Annotated in this window: 15 protein-coding genes; 2 read left to right on the forward strand and 13 right to left on the reverse strand. The window is 61.8% G+C overall.

Going from position 1 to position 14,988, the window contains the following annotated elements:
* The first annotated feature begins 3 nt into the window (after positions 1–3).
* Entirely contained in the window at positions 4–729 is a 726-nt protein-coding gene (locus FF80_RS04465) for an SDR family oxidoreductase (RefSeq protein ID WP_035097920.1), read from the forward strand.
* Positions 730–799: 70 nt separating this feature from the next.
* Here the strand turns inward: FF80_RS04465 and FF80_RS04470 are convergent, their stop codons facing one another.
* Positions 800–1,723 carry a helix-turn-helix domain-containing protein gene (locus tag FF80_RS04470; RefSeq protein ID WP_035097922.1) on the reverse strand — a complete coding sequence of 308 codons (924 nt, stop codon included), beginning with the start codon at positions 1,721–1,723 and terminating at the stop codon, positions 800–802.
* Between the two features lie 90 nt (positions 1,724–1,813).
* Between FF80_RS04470 and FF80_RS04475 the strand changes: the two genes are divergently transcribed.
* Positions 1,814–2,356, forward strand: a complete 543-nt coding sequence (locus FF80_RS04475; RefSeq protein ID WP_035097924.1) for a cysteine hydrolase family protein — start codon at positions 1,814–1,816, stop codon at positions 2,354–2,356.
* A gap of 362 nt (positions 2,357–2,718) precedes the next feature.
* On the opposite strand, the gene FF80_RS04480 is transcribed toward FF80_RS04475, so the two are convergent.
* From FF80_RS04480 to FF80_RS04535, 12 genes are all read right to left on the reverse strand, one after another.
* The gene (locus FF80_RS04480) at positions 2,719–3,486 is read right to left on the reverse strand and encodes an amino acid ABC transporter ATP-binding protein (RefSeq protein ID WP_035097926.1); all 768 of its coding nucleotides are present in this window, start codon (positions 3,484–3,486) and stop codon (positions 2,719–2,721) included.
* Complete coding sequence (locus FF80_RS04485; protein WP_035097928.1) at positions 3,483–4,163, reverse strand: amino acid ABC transporter permease; 681 nt, start codon at positions 4,161–4,163, stop codon at positions 3,483–3,485. The genes FF80_RS04480 and FF80_RS04485 overlap by 4 nt, the downstream gene beginning before the upstream one ends.
* 73 nt (positions 4,164–4,236) lie before the next feature.
* The gene (locus tag FF80_RS04490; RefSeq protein ID WP_035097930.1) at positions 4,237–5,004 is read right to left on the reverse strand and encodes an amino acid ABC transporter substrate-binding protein; all 768 of its coding nucleotides are present in this window, start codon (positions 5,002–5,004) and stop codon (positions 4,237–4,239) included.
* A 279-nt stretch (positions 5,005–5,283) separates the two neighbouring features.
* Positions 5,284–5,784 carry a DUF3597 domain-containing protein gene (locus tag FF80_RS04495; RefSeq protein WP_035097932.1) on the reverse strand — a complete coding sequence of 167 codons (501 nt, stop codon included), beginning with the start codon at positions 5,782–5,784 and terminating at the stop codon, positions 5,284–5,286.
* Between the two features lie 88 nt (positions 5,785–5,872).
* On the reverse strand, positions 5,873–6,841 hold the full coding sequence (locus FF80_RS04500; RefSeq protein WP_035097935.1) for an acetylxylan esterase: 969 nt from the start codon (positions 6,839–6,841) through the stop codon (positions 5,873–5,875).
* 43 nt (positions 6,842–6,884) lie between these two features.
* On the reverse strand, positions 6,885–7,928 hold the full coding sequence (gene ugpC, locus FF80_RS04505; protein WP_035097937.1) for a sn-glycerol-3-phosphate ABC transporter ATP-binding protein UgpC: 1,044 nt from the start codon (positions 7,926–7,928) through the stop codon (positions 6,885–6,887).
* 16 nt (positions 7,929–7,944) lie between these two features.
* Positions 7,945–8,787, reverse strand: a complete 843-nt coding sequence (locus FF80_RS04510) for a carbohydrate ABC transporter permease (RefSeq protein WP_035097939.1) — start codon at positions 8,785–8,787, stop codon at positions 7,945–7,947.
* Positions 8,777–9,703 carry a sugar ABC transporter permease gene (locus FF80_RS04515; protein WP_035097940.1) on the reverse strand — a complete coding sequence of 309 codons (927 nt, stop codon included), beginning with the start codon at positions 9,701–9,703 and terminating at the stop codon, positions 8,777–8,779. Before FF80_RS04515 ends, FF80_RS04510 begins: the two co-directional genes overlap by 11 nt.
* A 234-nt stretch (positions 9,704–9,937) precedes the next feature.
* A complete protein-coding gene (locus FF80_RS04520; RefSeq protein ID WP_035097943.1) occupies positions 9,938–11,197 on the reverse strand; it encodes a sugar ABC transporter substrate-binding protein in 1,260 nt (419 codons plus the stop codon).
* Positions 11,198–11,225: 28 nt separating this feature from the next.
* On the reverse strand, positions 11,226–12,836 hold the full coding sequence (locus FF80_RS04525; protein ID WP_035097946.1) for an FAD-dependent oxidoreductase: 1,611 nt from the start codon (positions 12,834–12,836) through the stop codon (positions 11,226–11,228).
* Complete coding sequence (locus FF80_RS04530; protein ID WP_035097948.1) at positions 12,833–13,888, reverse strand: LacI family DNA-binding transcriptional regulator; 1,056 nt, start codon at positions 13,886–13,888, stop codon at positions 12,833–12,835. The genes FF80_RS04525 and FF80_RS04530 overlap by 4 nt, the downstream gene beginning before the upstream one ends.
* Before the next feature lie 199 nt (positions 13,889–14,087).
* The gene (locus tag FF80_RS04535) at positions 14,088–14,975 is read right to left on the reverse strand and encodes a flagellar motor protein MotB (RefSeq protein WP_035097950.1); all 888 of its coding nucleotides are present in this window, start codon (positions 14,973–14,975) and stop codon (positions 14,088–14,090) included.
* Positions 14,976–14,988 lie beyond the last annotated feature (13 nt).

A 14,988-nucleotide genomic window follows, 5' to 3' on the forward strand; every position in this document is an offset into this window, starting at 1 on the left:
GCCATGAGCTTTGAGGGGAAATCTGTCATCGTCACCGGCGCCAGCAAGGGCATCGGCAGGGCCTGCGCGTTGCTTCTCGCCCGCCGCGGCGCCGAGATCGTGGCTCTGGGCAGGACACAATCGGAACTTGACAGCTTGCGGGCGGAGATTGGCGGACGATCGATCACAGTCGATCTTGGCGATGCGGCAGCCGTGCGGCGAGCGATGAGTGAGGCGGGCACCTGCGATTTTCTGGTCAACAATGCCGGAACGAACGTTCTCGAAAGCGTACTCGATATGACCGAGGCTGGTTACGAGGCGGTGCTCGGCCTGAACCTCCGTGCTGCTCTCATAGCCAGTCAGGAGTTCGCACGCCGGCGGATCGCTGCAGGTGGCGGCGGTGCCATTGTCAACGTCACGTCCATTGCCGCCCATCGCGGTTTCCAGGATCACCTGTGCTACGCGGCGTCAAAGGCCGGCCTTGAGGCCGCGAGCCGCGTGATGGCCAAGGAATTGGGACCGCACAGGATCAGGGTAAATTGTGTAGCCCCCACTATCACGCTCACAGACCTGGCGGCAGTGGCCTGGAGCGACCCGCAGAAGAGCGAGCCGATGATGGTGCGCCATCCCCTGGGTCACTTCGCGAGTGTTGATGAAGTTGCTCGCATAGTGGGCATCTTGCTATCGGAAGACAGCAAAATGGTCTCAGGCGCAGTGCTCCCGGTAGACGGCGGATTCTTGGCGGTCTGACCTCGGAAAGTCATCGCCCCTAAAGCGGGCATAGTCTGATAGCTTCTACTGCTGCTTCCCGCTCCACCCCTCATCTTTGGAAACGGCGACGGTATTCAGATGGAGATAGGCCTACGATATTTAGGAATACTTTTCTGAAAGCGCCGCTATCTGCATAGCCCACAGACCATGCAATTTCTTCCACTGAATCACCACCGAACTGGAGTAGTTCGCGGGCTTTGCTCACCCGGAAGCGTTGAAGATATCCGGTCACTGTCAAGCCCGTCGCTTTTCGGAAGCGGCGTAGAAAAGTCCTCTCCTCAAGACCGGATTTGCTAGCCAGATCGGGCAACTTGGCGTTCGTCGCGTATTCCGCGTGCAGCCGGTGCTGCACACCGAGCACTGCCGCGTCGCCATGGTTCAGGCGGGGTATGAAGTAACTATAATATCTCTGCTCACGCCCAGGGGGATCGACAAGTAGGGCTCCCGCAGTTGCCATCATCGCCGCGGTGCCGAGATATCGATCAACCAGCTTTAGGCCTAGATCCGTCCATGCCATCATGCCGCCAGCAGTGATGATGTCACCATCGTCGATTATCAGCCGATCCACGTCGAGGTTCACGCTGGGATAACGGATACGGAACGCGTCGGCTGCCCCCCAGTGCGTGGTTGCCGATCGCCGTTCCAGCAGTCCGGTCTCACCCAGGATGAAAGCGCCGACACAGACCGATGCCAAGGTCGTGCCGCCGGCGTGTAACTTGCGCAGCCCGCCGGCAAAGGAGCGTGCCACCCCCTCCGTTACCGGTCCTTCTTTGCCCGGAGGAATGATGACTATGCTTGGCGTTCCGCTCTTTCCGGCCGGGACCAGTTGATCTCCTTTCACTCGCCACCTGGTCACTCTCAGGTTCGGCCTGTCAGGCCGGTTTGCCATCTCAAAGAGGTCAGTCAGCCCAAGCAGCGCAGCTTCTTGGGCTCCGGGGTACTCAAGCAAGCCAATATCGATGCCGTCACGCATATGTCGTTTGCGATCCGTTTTTTGTCGATCCCGCCAATAGCGCGGATGCTCCTCTCGGTCCATAGAAAGAGATATCGAAAGGATAAAAACATGAGCAAGCAGGCAATCGTCGTCGTGGATTTTCAGAATGACTATCTCGCATCCGGATCCTGGCCACTGGTCGGTGTTGCAGCCGCGGTACAAAGAGCCGCCGAAGTGATCAAAGCCGCCCGCGCCAAGGAGGTGCCGGTAATCCACGTTCGCCACGAAAGCGCCGAAGGCGCGCCATTCTTCGTTGCGGGAACGGCAGGCGCCGAGATTATCCCTGCGGTCGCACCCGAAAACGGCGAGCAGATCGTTGTAAAGAACTATCCCAATGCATTCCGGGATACCCAACTCAAGGCGATGCTGGATGCTCAGGGTATCGAAGATGTCGTCATCGTCGGCGCCATGAGCCACATGTGCATTGATGCCACGTCCCGAGCTGCGGCAGATCATGGTTACAAGGTGACTGTAATACAGGACGCCGCAGCAACGCGCGATCTGGAATTCAACGGCACGATCGTCCCGGCCGACCAAGTACACGCAGCCTTTATGTCGGCCCTAGGTTTTGCCTATGGCCGGGTTGTCACCACAAAGGAGTTCCTGACCTAGGGCAGGAGATTGTGGACCGCTCCCGGATAGGCGAGGCCTGACCACCGAACCGGTAGCAGTTCAATGTGGCGTTCTGGTCGAGGTAGGCGTTGCCGGGTTACGCCTCTGCCGCTTGCCTCCCTCAGTGGTGTTTCAACACCTCCACTTTGGTACACAGATGCCCTCGGGGGCGTCCACCCCATAAGCTTTCGACGCCATTGGTGTCGCGTTGCCGACATCCTTGGATATGTCGGTTCTGGAAATCGGATGGACTATAATTATCTAATAATTTCAATGGAATAAGTGTTCGCAATTTTATCCCCGGCGCGCCACTTTATCTCACTCATGACTTTTCGACTTTGGCGGCCTCAACGCCCCTTCGGCTAACTGCCGCCGAGTTCGGGATGCTGTGCCGTCAGCGTCGAGATAAAGCGTTTCGTCCGCTCGTCCCCGGGCCTGCCGAACACCGTTTTGGCGGGGCCGGCTTCCACCACTTCTCCGCTTTCGAGAAACACCACATTGCTGGCAATAGTGGCGGCCAGGCGCAGGTCGTGCGTAGCCATCAGCATGGTCGTGCCCTCGCGGGCGAGCTGGGCGAGGACTTCGACGACTTCACCGGCAAGCTGAGGATCCAGCGCCGAGGTGGGCTCGTCGCAGAGCAACACCTTGGGCGCGGGGGCCAGAGCCCGGGCGATGGCGACGCGCTGCTGCTGGCCGCCGGACAGGCTGGATGGCCAGGCATCGGCCTTGGCGGTCATGCCCACCTTGTCGAGCAGTTCGAGCGCCCGGTTGCGCGCCTGTTCGCGCGGCCATTTGAGCACCACCAGCATGCCCTCCATGACATTTTCCAGTGCTGTGAGATGGGGGAAAAGCTGGAAGTTCTGGAACACCATGCCGGTCTTGCGGCGCAGCGCCAAAATGGCGTCGCGGCCGATTTTGTTGCCTGAGGCAAAGTGAATCCTCGCGTCATCGATGCGGACTTCGCCTGATTGCGGCATTTCGAGCAGGTTGACGCAGCGCAACAGCGTGCTCTTGCCGCTGCCCGAAGCCCCAATCAGGGCGGTTACACCGCCCTCGGGCACGGCCACGCTGACGCCCTTGAGCACGTGATTGTCGCTAAAGCTCTTGTGGATGTCGCTCAGCGTGATCATGACGCAGCCTCGATGGAGCCGCCATAGCGCGAAAACCGCTGCTCAAGGCGCCCCTGCAGGCTCGACAGCGCCGAGCTGACCACCAGGTAGATCAGCGCCACCTCCACATAAAGTATCAGTGGTTCGTAGGTGGTAGCGACGATGCGCTGCCCGGCGCGGAACAGTTCGGGCACGGTGATCGCAGCGGCCAGCGAGGTGTCCTTGACCAGCGAAATGAAGGTATTGGACAGCGGCGGCACGGCGATCCGCGTTGCCTGGGGCAGGATGGTGCGGCGCATAGCCTGCGGCCAGGTCATGCCGATGGAATAGGCAGCCTCCCATTGCCCCTTGGGCACGGCGAGCAGCACGGCGCGGATGATTTCCGAAGTATAGGCGCCGACATTGAGGGTGAAGCCGATCAGCGCGGCCGGGAAGGCATCCAGCACGATGCCGACACTGGGCAGGCCGTAAAAGATCAGGAACAATTGTACCAGCAGCGGCGTGCCCCGGATGATCCACACATAAAAGCGAACCACAGCCGCCAGGGGCCACGGCGCAAAGAGCCGCGCGACCGCCGCGAGGAAGCCAACGGCCAGTCCCAGCGCGAAGGACAATAGCGTCAGCGGCACCGTGAACAGCAGGCATGCCCAGAGCAGGGAGGGCAGTGCTTCGATCATCAGGGAAAACCAGGGCGGCATCACGCGAATTCCATCATGAAGAAGGACCGGCCGATTATCGGCCGGTCCTTCGGGATACTACGCGTTCAGGCGCTTACTGCGAGACGTCTTCGCCAAAATACTTCTGGGAAATTTCGGCATAGGTACCGTTGGCCTTGATCGCGGCCAGCGCCTCGTTGATCGCGGCCAGCAATTCGGGCTTGCCCTTGGCCAGCAGCACGCCGGAGAAGTCGGCATCGGCGGCGGTCGCGACCACTTTCACATTAGCGTCGGGCTGCTGCTTCTTGAAGTCGAAGAAGGACAGGCTGTCATTGATGGTGGCATCGGCACGGCCCTGGATCACCAGTGCAATGGATTGGTCGAACCCTTCGGTGCCCACCAGGGTCGCGCCATATTGCTCGGCCAGTTTGCCGAAATTGCTGGTCAGCGACTGGGCCGCACTCTTGCCAGCAAGGCTTTCAAAGCTGGTGATATCGGTATTGTCGGCACGCACCACCAGCGCGGCCTTGGAGGCGATATAGGGCTCGGAGAAGTCATACTTGGCCTGGCGCTCCGCATTGATGCCGACCTGGTTGATGACCACGTCATAGCGATTGGCGTCAACGCCGGCGATCAGGCCGTCCCAGGGGCCCTCTACGAACTCAGGCTCGACCCCGATCTGCTCGGCGATGGCGCGGCCGATTTCGACGTCGAACCCCACCAGGGCCCCGCTGGCATCGTGGAAGGTGAAGGGCGCATAGGTGCCTTCGGTGCCGATGCGCAACGCGCCCGCCTGCTTGACGGCGTCGAGCGCCGACTGCGCAAATGCCGGACTGGCGGTGACCAGCAAGCCGGCGGCGATCAGTGCGTTCAAGAGTTTCATGGGTCTTCTCCTTGTGGGGCCGGCTATCTCCGGAACAGGGGCCGAAAGCTGCACTTCTGGCGCCCAAGTTTCAACTGGTTGGATGGATGTTTTCTCCGAACCCGCCAGCGCGATGTCCCCATGCTTCACTTGCCGCTTTGGGGAGCCGGTTGTTGCCCAATTCAACGCCCGCCAAGATCGCCGCGGTATTGGCCGGTTACGGAATCCACCTCGCCGATAGCAGGCAGGCGACCCGAAAATCAAAAAAGCCCCGTCCTTGCGGGCGGGGCCTCTGAAATCCTAGTCCAGCAGATCGGCCGGAACATTGCCGCCATTGGCGGCCAGCTTCTGCAGTACCTGCTTGTGCAGCCAGATATTCATCTTGGCTGAGTCATCGGTGTCGCCGGTATAGGCTAGTTCGGCCGCGAGCTTCTTGCGGGCCGACAAGCTACTGTCGAGGCCAAGCGCTTTCATCAGGTCGACGATGGACTTGCGCCAGTCGAGCTTCTGCCCGCCCTTGGCTACCGCCGCGTCAAGGATTGCAGCCACATCCACATCGCTGGCTGCCGCAGGCGCGGCTTTGGGAGCTGCGGCTGGTGCCGTGCCGGCCTGCGCAACCAGAGTATCGGCCGCCGATGGGGCGGCAGCCGGCTTGGCTGGGGCACCGGTCACCGAGGCGCCGACGCGATTGGCGGCAGCAAGGCCGATCGACTTGGCCATTTCCGCCGCTGTCGTATCCGCCGGTGCTGCGGGCTTGGGGGCGCCAAAGATCTTTGCCTTGATATCGTCGAACAGTCCCATCGTAGTTTCCTCTTCTGGTGTGCAATATGCGCCATGACTATGCCGCGACCGCACCCCAGAAGACAAGGAACTCTCCTTCGCCCGCCCGCTAGACGCCGAGCGCTTCCTGCAACCAGGCCAGCTGCCGCAATTGCTGATACGGCCCGCCACCCTCATGGTCGTTGAATTCGTAGTCCACCATGGTCTTGGGTCCGCCATAGGCGGCGTGGGCCGCGTAGACCGTCGAGGGCGGACAGACATTGTCCATTAGCGCCGCCGAAAACAGCGCCGGTGCCCGGGCACGTTCGGCAAAGCACACGCCATCGAAATAGCGCAGCGTCTCGAACACGGCGTCGCTCTTGTCGCGATGGGTCGCGAGGAACCGCGCGATTTCGCCATAAGGGTCGCGCGCGGCAATGCGCACGGCGCGCGGGAAATCACACAGGAATGGCACATCGGTCGAGAGCGCCTTGACCCGCGCATCGAGCCCCGCCACCGCGAGCGCCACGCCACCACCCTGGCTGCCACCCGTCACCCCGACCCGTTCTGCATCGATGAACGACAGCGGCAGCAGTGCATCGAGCGCACGGACCGCATCGGTGAACAGCCGGCGATAATAATAATCGGCCGGGTTCAAAATCCCCTTGGTCATCATGCCTGGAATTTGCGGCGTACTGCCGATTGGATCAGGTGTTTCCCCCGGGCTCCAGCTACTGCCCTGACCGCGTGTATCCATGCGGAAATAGGCAAAACCGGCCGCCGCGTAATGCAGCAATTCATGGGCAAAGCCGCGCCCGCCGCCATAGCCCACATATTGCACCACCAGCGGCAGCGGGTCGCGCCGTTTGGCCGGCAGCAGCAGCCAGCCGCGGATGGGGTGGCCGCCAAAGCCGGGAAACGACACGTCATAGGCTTCGATCAATCGCAACGGCGAATCAAGCCGCGCCAATACGGCCTCGCCGCCAAAGCTGCGGGCCTCCTTGAGCGTGCCGGCCCAGAAGGCATCGAAATCGGCAGGTACTTGCACTTCGCTGCGATAGGCGTCGAGCGCTGGGTGGGTAAGGTCGTTGAACGGCATGTCGAATCCTGTTTGCGGCCCCTCGGACGGCAAGGCTTATAGCCTAATTCAACCGTTTGCCGCTCGCCGCATCAAACAGATGCACAGCGTTCAATTGCGGCGCCACATGAATGGTGGCACCCGGCTGGGCCCGCAGCCGTTCGCGAAACACCCCGATCACCTGATGCTCGCCAATCGTCATGGTGACCTGCGTTTCAGACCCCATGGGCTCGACCAGGAGGACCGTGGCGGGCAGGCCATCGCTGACCAGCTCGAAATGCTCGGGACGGATGCCATAGAGCGCGTCGCCTGTGGCAGGGCCCGGCGGCACGGGCAGCATGACACCCCTGGCCGCAAACCCCTCAGGGGTAAGCTGCCCTTCGATGAAATTCATGGCAGGCGAGCCGATAAAGCCGGCCACGAACGGATTGGCCGGCCGGTCATAGAGATCGAGAGGCGCGCCGAATTGCTCGACCCGGCCGGCATTCATCACCACGATCTTGTCGGCCATGGTCATCGCCTCGACCTGGTCATGGGTGACATAGACGGTGGTCACGCCCAGCCGCTGATGCAGCCCCTTGATCTCGCCGCGCATGACCACGCGCAGCTTGGCATCGAGATTGGATAGCGGCTCGTCGAACAGGAAAACCTGCGGATTGCGCACAATGGCGCGGCCCATGGCGACGCGCTGGCGCTGCCCGCCCGAAAGCTGGCGCGGAAAGCGCTCGAGCAGCGGCTTGAGGCCCAGAATGTCGGCGGCCCAGCTCACCCGCTCGGCAATCTCGGCCTTGCTGCCGCCGCGATGCTCCAGCGAAAACGCCATGTTCCTGGCGACCGTCATATGCGGGTACAGCGCATAATTCTGGAATACCATGGCGATGTCGCGGTCCTTGGGTTCCAGCTCGTTGACCACCCGGCCGCCGATCGAAATCTCGCCGCCGGTAATAGTTTCAAGCCCCGCTATCATCCGCAGCAGGGTGGATTTGCCGCAGCCGGAGGGGCCGACCAGGACGACGAATTCGCCATCGGCAATGTCGATATCAATGCCATGCACGACATCCGATACGCCATAGCTTTTCTTGACCGATTTGAGGGTAACGGGTGCCATTGGGTTAGCCTTTCGATTAGCCTTTGAGCCCGGTATGGGCCAGGCCCTCGACGAACTGCTTCTGGGCGACGATGAAAACCACGAGGACGGGAACGGCCGTCATGGTCGCGGCGGCGAGCTGGATATTCCACATCGGCCCGCCATAGGCGTCGGTGAATTGGGTCAGCGCCTGGGGCAGGGTGAACTTGTCGGCGCTCGAGATGAACACGATCGGTTCGAGATAAAGGTTCCAGCTCCCGAGGAACGTGAAGATTGCCACAGCGGCCAGCGCAGGCCGGGCCAATGGCAGGGCGATGGTCCAGAAAATCTTGAACCGGCCCAACCCATCCACGCGTGCGGCCTCTTCCAGCTCCACCGGCAGCGAAATGAAGAACTGGCGCATGATAAAAGTGGCAAACACTGCCGGGGCGCCAAAGATCGGCACCAGGATCAGCGGCCAATGCGTATTGATCATGCCCCATTTCAAAAACAGCTGGAACAGCGGCACCAGCGTCACCTCGGACGGGATCAGCAGCCCCACCAGCACCACCATGAAGATGGCGTTGGCGAAGGGGAATTTGATGCGGGCAAAGGCATAGCCCGCCATCGACGCCACGATCATGGTACCCACAGTGACGATACCAGCGATATAGGCTGAGTTCCAATATTGCAGCGCAAAGGGCTGGATCTTGAACACGTCCGAATAGGACGAAAAATCGAAAGCGCGCGGCCAGATATCGGGCGGAAAGGCAAAGATCTGGCTGACGGGCTTGACCGATGAAGTGACCATCCACCAGGTCGGAAAGACAAAGGGGATGAGCAACACGCAAAGCGTCAAATAGGCCAGCGCCTGGGCACGGGGGCTGAGCTCAGTTTTCATAGAACACAAACTTTCTGCGCAGCTGCCACTGGATGAAGGTGAGCGCGCCGACAATGACCAGCAGGACGATGGAGAGCGTCGAGCCATAGCCGAACAGGTAAAACTGGAAGGCCTGCTGATAGAGGTAATAGACCAGCACCGTGGTGGAGAAGCCCGGCCCTCCCTGGGTCAGGATCATGATCTGTGCGAACACCTGCAGCGCCCCGACAATGGTGACGATGGATGCCAACAGAATGGTCGGGCTGATCATCGGCAGGGTGATGCGGTAAAATTGCTTGAACCGCGGCACGCCATCGACGCGCGCCGCCTCGAACAGTTCGCGCGGCACGCCCTGAAGCGCCGCCAGAAACAGGATCATGTTGAGCCCGACATTCTTGAGCGCCTGCACGACGATGACCGAGATCATCGCCGTGGTCGGATTGCGCAGCCAATTGGGGCCTTCCACGCCAATCATCTGCAACAGGCCGTTAATGCCGCCATTGCTCTGCAGCAGGAAGCTCCACACGATCGTCCAGGCCACCAGCGACACCACGACCGGCGAAAAGAACAGCGTGCGGAATACCGTCATGAACGCCAGTTTTTGATTGAGCAGCAGCGCCAGCCCCAGCGCGAGACTCATGTTGAGCAGCGCCAGGCCCGCCGAAAACACCGCCGTGACGGTCATGACTTCGCCTAGGGCCGGATCGCTCAGCAGCTTCTCGTAATTGGCCGCGCCGGTGAAGCGGAACGAGCCGGCCAGCACGTTCCATTCATGCAGCGAATACCAGAACACCAGCCCCAGCGGGATCAGCACAAAGATGATGATGCCGATCAGCTGCGGTGTGATGAACAGATATCCGGTAGCCGCATCGCGCCGGGCCATGGTCCAGAACCCGCGCTTGCGCCGTGCCTGCGATGTGTCAAGGGCAAGAGCCATAGCTAACTTCCTTCTCCTCCCCTCCCTTGCGGGGAGGGCAGGTACCTGCACTGAGCCACGGGCTCTATCGTCCCCTCGCCCCTCAGGGGAGAGGGCCAGGGTGAGGGGTGCAATGCTGGGACATCCCACATTCTGTGGCATCGCACCCCTCACCCGCCGGCTTCGCCGTCGACCTCTCCCCTGAGGGGCGAGGTGGCGCCGGTGCCCTCCCGGAAGAAGGAACCGGCTATTGCCCTAGTTTGCCGCCAGCAGCGGATTGAGGCGATCGCACAGCGCATTCAGTACGCCCACAATATCGGCCTGAGGCTGCCACAACCCATCAAGACCGGCACGGGCCGTCTGCTGCAACTGGGCAAAATTGGGCACCTGCTGCGTGGACTGGCCGGTCGCAACGCCGCGGATAACCACGGCCTCGATCTGCTCCTTGGTCAGCAGCGGATTGGCAGCCGAGAGTACGTCTGCTGTCAGCAGGCTCTGCCGTGCCGGCGGGAAGAACTGGGCCAGCTTTGCCACATTATCCTTGGACGAGAAGAAGGCGAGGAATTCGGCGGCCAGTTCGGGATTCTTGCCATTGGCAAGCACGCCGATGCCGGCACGGCCGACCCAGGCATATTCGCCAACCGGGCCGCTCGGCAGAGGCACCAGGTCCCAGTCAAACGCCGCGTCGCCCTTGGGCAGCAAGGAGGCGCGGCTGATCTGGGTCGTGGTCATCGCCGCGTCGCCAGCGAAGAAATCAGCCGAAACGCCGGGGCCGGGCATGGCCTTTTTCACAAAGATCGCATCATGGATGAAACTCATTGCGTCAACCATTTCCGTGCTGTTGAAGGCACAGGACTTGGTATCTTCCGACCAGGGATGAGCGCCCCAACCCGCATAGATCTCGGCCAGGTTCTCCCAGATCTTGAAGTCGAAATCGCGCACCACCAGACCCTGCTTGCCGGTGGCGGCGACCGTGGCCGCGGTGGCAATGGCATTGTCCCAGGTCCATTCGCCTGCCGCGATCAGCTCGGCCGGTGTTTTGGCGCCTGCGGCCTTGATCATATCGTTATTGACGAAGACTCCAAAGGGCGAGGTCGAGAACGGATAGAGATATTGCACCCCATCCCGCGACCAGGCAGTGAGCGTGGCGGGCGGGAAGTCGGCAATGTCATAGCCTTCGGTCGTGGCAAAGGTGTCGGTCAGCGGATAGAGCGCGCCGGCCGCCATGAAGTCGGGGGCGGTGGTGTCGAACAGCCAGGCCAGATCGGGCGGATTGCCGCCGGCGATCTGGGTGGTCAGGGTCGTCACATAGCCCTCGAAAGCCAGTGAATCATAGGTGACGGTAACGCCGGGATGGCTGGCTTCGAATTCGTCGGCGATCTCGTTGAACAAGGCCAGATGGGCCTCGTTGGCACTCCAGATCGCCATCCGCAATTCCTGCGAGAAAGCCGGGGCGACCAGCCCCGTGGTGACGGTCAGAGCCGCCAATGTGGTTTTTAGAATAGTCCTGCGCATAGTAATCCTCCCTGATTATGCGTATTAGCTAATAGCCGCGAATATCAGGCCAATGGCGCTCCACGCCCTGGCGTTCGATATGGGTCTGAAATTCGGAAAGGCGCTTGTCGTCTTGCTGCACGCCATGCGGCGTCTGGCCGGTCTCAAGGCAATGCGCCGCCAGCATCCCCGCCACTTCGCCAATGTTCCATTCGACCGGATGCAGCCGGTAGCAGCCATTGGTGATGTGGGTGGTACCGATATTCTTGCAGGCCGCCAAAAGGTTGGTCATGCGGCGCGGAATGAGTGCGCCCAGCGGAATTTCGAACGGGCAGGCGCCCACATCGATGTAATTGTCGCCACCGGTCGAGGGATGCAGGTCGATGCGGTACATGCCCACCCCGATGCTGTCGCGATAATGCACCGCGCCGCGATCGCCGCGCACGGCCAGCGACAAATCCTGCTCCAGCACGGTGGTCAGTGCGCGAATGCGGCGGCTTTCGCGGATATAGGGCGCCATGGCCAGGCCATGTTCGGTGCCGGTAATGTCGCCGCGTAGCCGCAGGCCGGGAAAGCCGTGGCCGCCATCGGGGCGGGGGGCCTCGGTCTGCATCCAGTAGAACATGGAATAGGACAGGCTCGCCGCGTCAGCCAGCCGCTGGGCATATTGCTCGGGCGTCACGTCGATGATCGGGGCTTCGAAATAGTCGATCATCGGCCAGTTTACGAGGCAGATGTCGCTGGCATAGGCGCCGGGCCGGAAATTGTGACGCGCGGCAATGCGGCGGAAAATCCACAGGCTCATGTCGCCCGCGCTGGCGCGCTGGTCGGCGACTTCGCGGGTGGCATTGTCGACCGGGTTGGGATCGAAAAACCGCCGGCTGCGCTCCAGCGTGCGCGGATTGGGCGAGTCCCAGCTGAGCAGCGGTCCACCCCAGAATGCGGGCGCCACCTGCCGCCAGTGATCGTAGCGCGCCGGCTTGTCGATGACATGATTGCCATTCACATGATCGACGGCAAAGCAGATCGACACGGCCTGCTGGTTGTGCGGCTGCGCTTCGGCCGGCGCGCTGGGCTCGCCGGTTTCCGACTGCGCTTCAAAGCCGGTGACATATTCCGTTGCTGTCAGCGGCAGCAGATCGCCCAGTTCGGTCGCGTCGATCACATAGCGCGCCGAACAGGTGACGGTGCGACCGGTGTCGCGGTGGCGCAGGGTCACCGCGCGCACCACATCGCCGTCGACATCGGCCGCAATCGGCACAAAGGGCTTCAAAATCGTCAGCTTGCCACCGGCCGCATAGGGCGCCAGCATGGCTTCCATCACGGCCAGCGATACCCGCGGTTCGTGGCACAGGCGGGACACATTGCCATCGCCCGGATTGAGCGTGAGGTCCGCCCGCGCTGCTTCGCTCAGCGGATAATGGTCGCGATAATATTGCCGCACGCCGGTGCGCAGCGCACGATAGCTGGCGGTAATGCCGAACTGCTCGACCCAGCTATGCTCGTCCGGCGGCACGGCCTGGCTGGTCAATTGGCCCCCGATCCAGTCGAATTCCTCGCTGAGGATGACGCTGCGCCCATTGCGCAAGGCGCCCAGCGCCGCCGCCACGCCGCCAAGCCCGCCGCCCACGACCAGGATATCCGCGTTGTATTCTGTCACTTCAAACTGTCTTTCTTTGTATTGGGAGGAGCGAGCGTTTCGCCCGCCACGATTTCGCAGGTCAGCAGCACTTGCGGCACCTGGCTGGGATCGAGCAGGGTCTGCACCAGCATGGCGGCCGCCTGCCTACCCATCTCCTCGCGAGGAATGGCGTAGCAGGTGAAGGCGCGGTGCAGCCGCAGCGTGTGGGTGCGCGTGCCGCTGCCCAGCACCACGATGGAAAGATCGCTCGGGATTTTGACGCCCTGTGCCTGGGCGTAATTATCGAAGGCCACGGCCTCCAGAACTTCGGCAAAAAACACCACGCTGGCACCGCTGGCGCGAACCTCGGCCAATTGCCGTGCCGGGTCGCCATTCTCGATGGCGTCGACATGGACCAGTTCGCCCTTGCCCTTGAGCGCGTTCTGGAAGCCGCGCCAGCGGTCGGCAATGGATTCGGCCGGCCCCGTTGTGCCGATAAAGGCAAACTGCCGGTGCCCTTTTTCCAGCGCCTGGCCGACCAGGGTAGTTGTTGCGGCAATATAGTCGGCGCCGACATAGCGCACCGCGCCCCCGGCATCGTCGCGCCGGCCCACGGCCACATAGGGATAGTCCCCGGCGACCAGTTGAGCCAGTTCATCGCGATCGAACTGGCTGCCCAGGATCAGGCACCCATCGGCGAGGCGCAGCCGCCCGGATTCCCCGAAAATGCGCTTGCGGCCACTATTGTCACGCGCCGAGGCGGTCATCAGCAGCAGGTCATAGCCCAGGCTCTCGGCGGCTTCCTCGATGCCCATCAGGAACGGCGTATAGAAATCGGCCTGCGCGATCGGGAAAGCGGGCTCATAGGTGAAGACCCCCAGAATGCGATTGGCGCCCTTGACCATGCTGCGCGCGATCGGATCGGCCACATAGCCCGTGTCGCGAATGGCCTTGAGCACCCGTTCGCGGGTTTCGGGCGGAATACGGCCCTGCGCAGACTTGGCTTCGTTGAGCACGAGCGAGACCGTCGCCTGGCTGACGCCGGCCAATTGGGCAATATCTCTCTGGGTCAACCGCCGCGATGCGGACAAGCCTGCCTCCTCATTCCGCTAATTCGTATTAGCTGTTAGTGTTACGCATTAGCAGTTTTGATTTTGCGGTGTCAAGAGCGGTGGAGCGCCGCTGAGATACGGATTCTCGGATCAGAGCCGGCCGGTTTTCTCGACCCTAAAAGGTCAGAAAGTACCGGCCCGGCGCCTGCCTGCGGTGGCGAAGGCGAGGGAGCGAGCCCTAAAACGCCATATCCGGCGGCACGGGGGGCGCGTCATAGAGCACAGTGATCTTTACCCGCTGATTGGCTGCCATATAGGGGTCGTTGGGAAAGAATGGATCCGAGGTCGAGCGGCCGGTGACGGCTTGGATACGATCATCGGCCAGGCCGAATTCGCTCAGGATCGAGCGCACCACATTGGCGCGGTCGCTCGACAGATCCCACGGGCCATAGCGCGGATTGCTGAACACCCCACCGGCCGCGGTATGCCCGGAAATGCTGATCTGGTTGGGCAATTGCTGCAGGATCGGCGCGATCGCGGCGATGGCCTTGCGCGTCAGCTCGAAGGGAAATTTCGAGCCTTCGGGGAACATCGGGCGGCCTTCCTGATCCACGATCTGGATATTGAGCCCCTCGGGCGTTTCCTCGACCAGCAGGTTGTCGGCAATCTCGGTAATTTCCGGCATGGCCTGCCAGGCCTGCTTGATGCTGGCGGCGGCGCTATGGAACGCCTGGCTCTGGTTGGATTTGATATCGTCTTGCGCCCGGCTCTGGCTGGCCGCGTCCGCCGCGCTGCTCTCGGCACTATCCTGCGGCGAGGGCGCATCGGCGTTCACCTGACTTGCCACACTGCCCGACATCTGCGCGCCGGTGCTGTCCATGGCCGTGCCGCCCATCACTCCGCCCGAACCGCTGGTGCTGGCGCTGATATTGGGTGGTGCGAAATAATCGGCCAGGCCCTGCTTTTGCTCGGGCGTCGTCATGCTGATCAGCCAGAGCAGCAGGAAGAACGCCATCATGGCGGTCACGAAATCCGCGTAGGCTATCTTCCAGGCCCCGCCATGGTGGGCATGGGCGGCTTTCTTGACCTTCTTGATGATGATCGGGCGGTTGTTGTAGTCGGCCATTTGTGCTCCCGCC

The sequence above is a fragment of the Devosia sp. LC5 genome (assembly GCF_000735585.1).
Classification (GTDB): Bacteria; Pseudomonadota; Alphaproteobacteria; order Rhizobiales; family Devosiaceae; genus Devosia.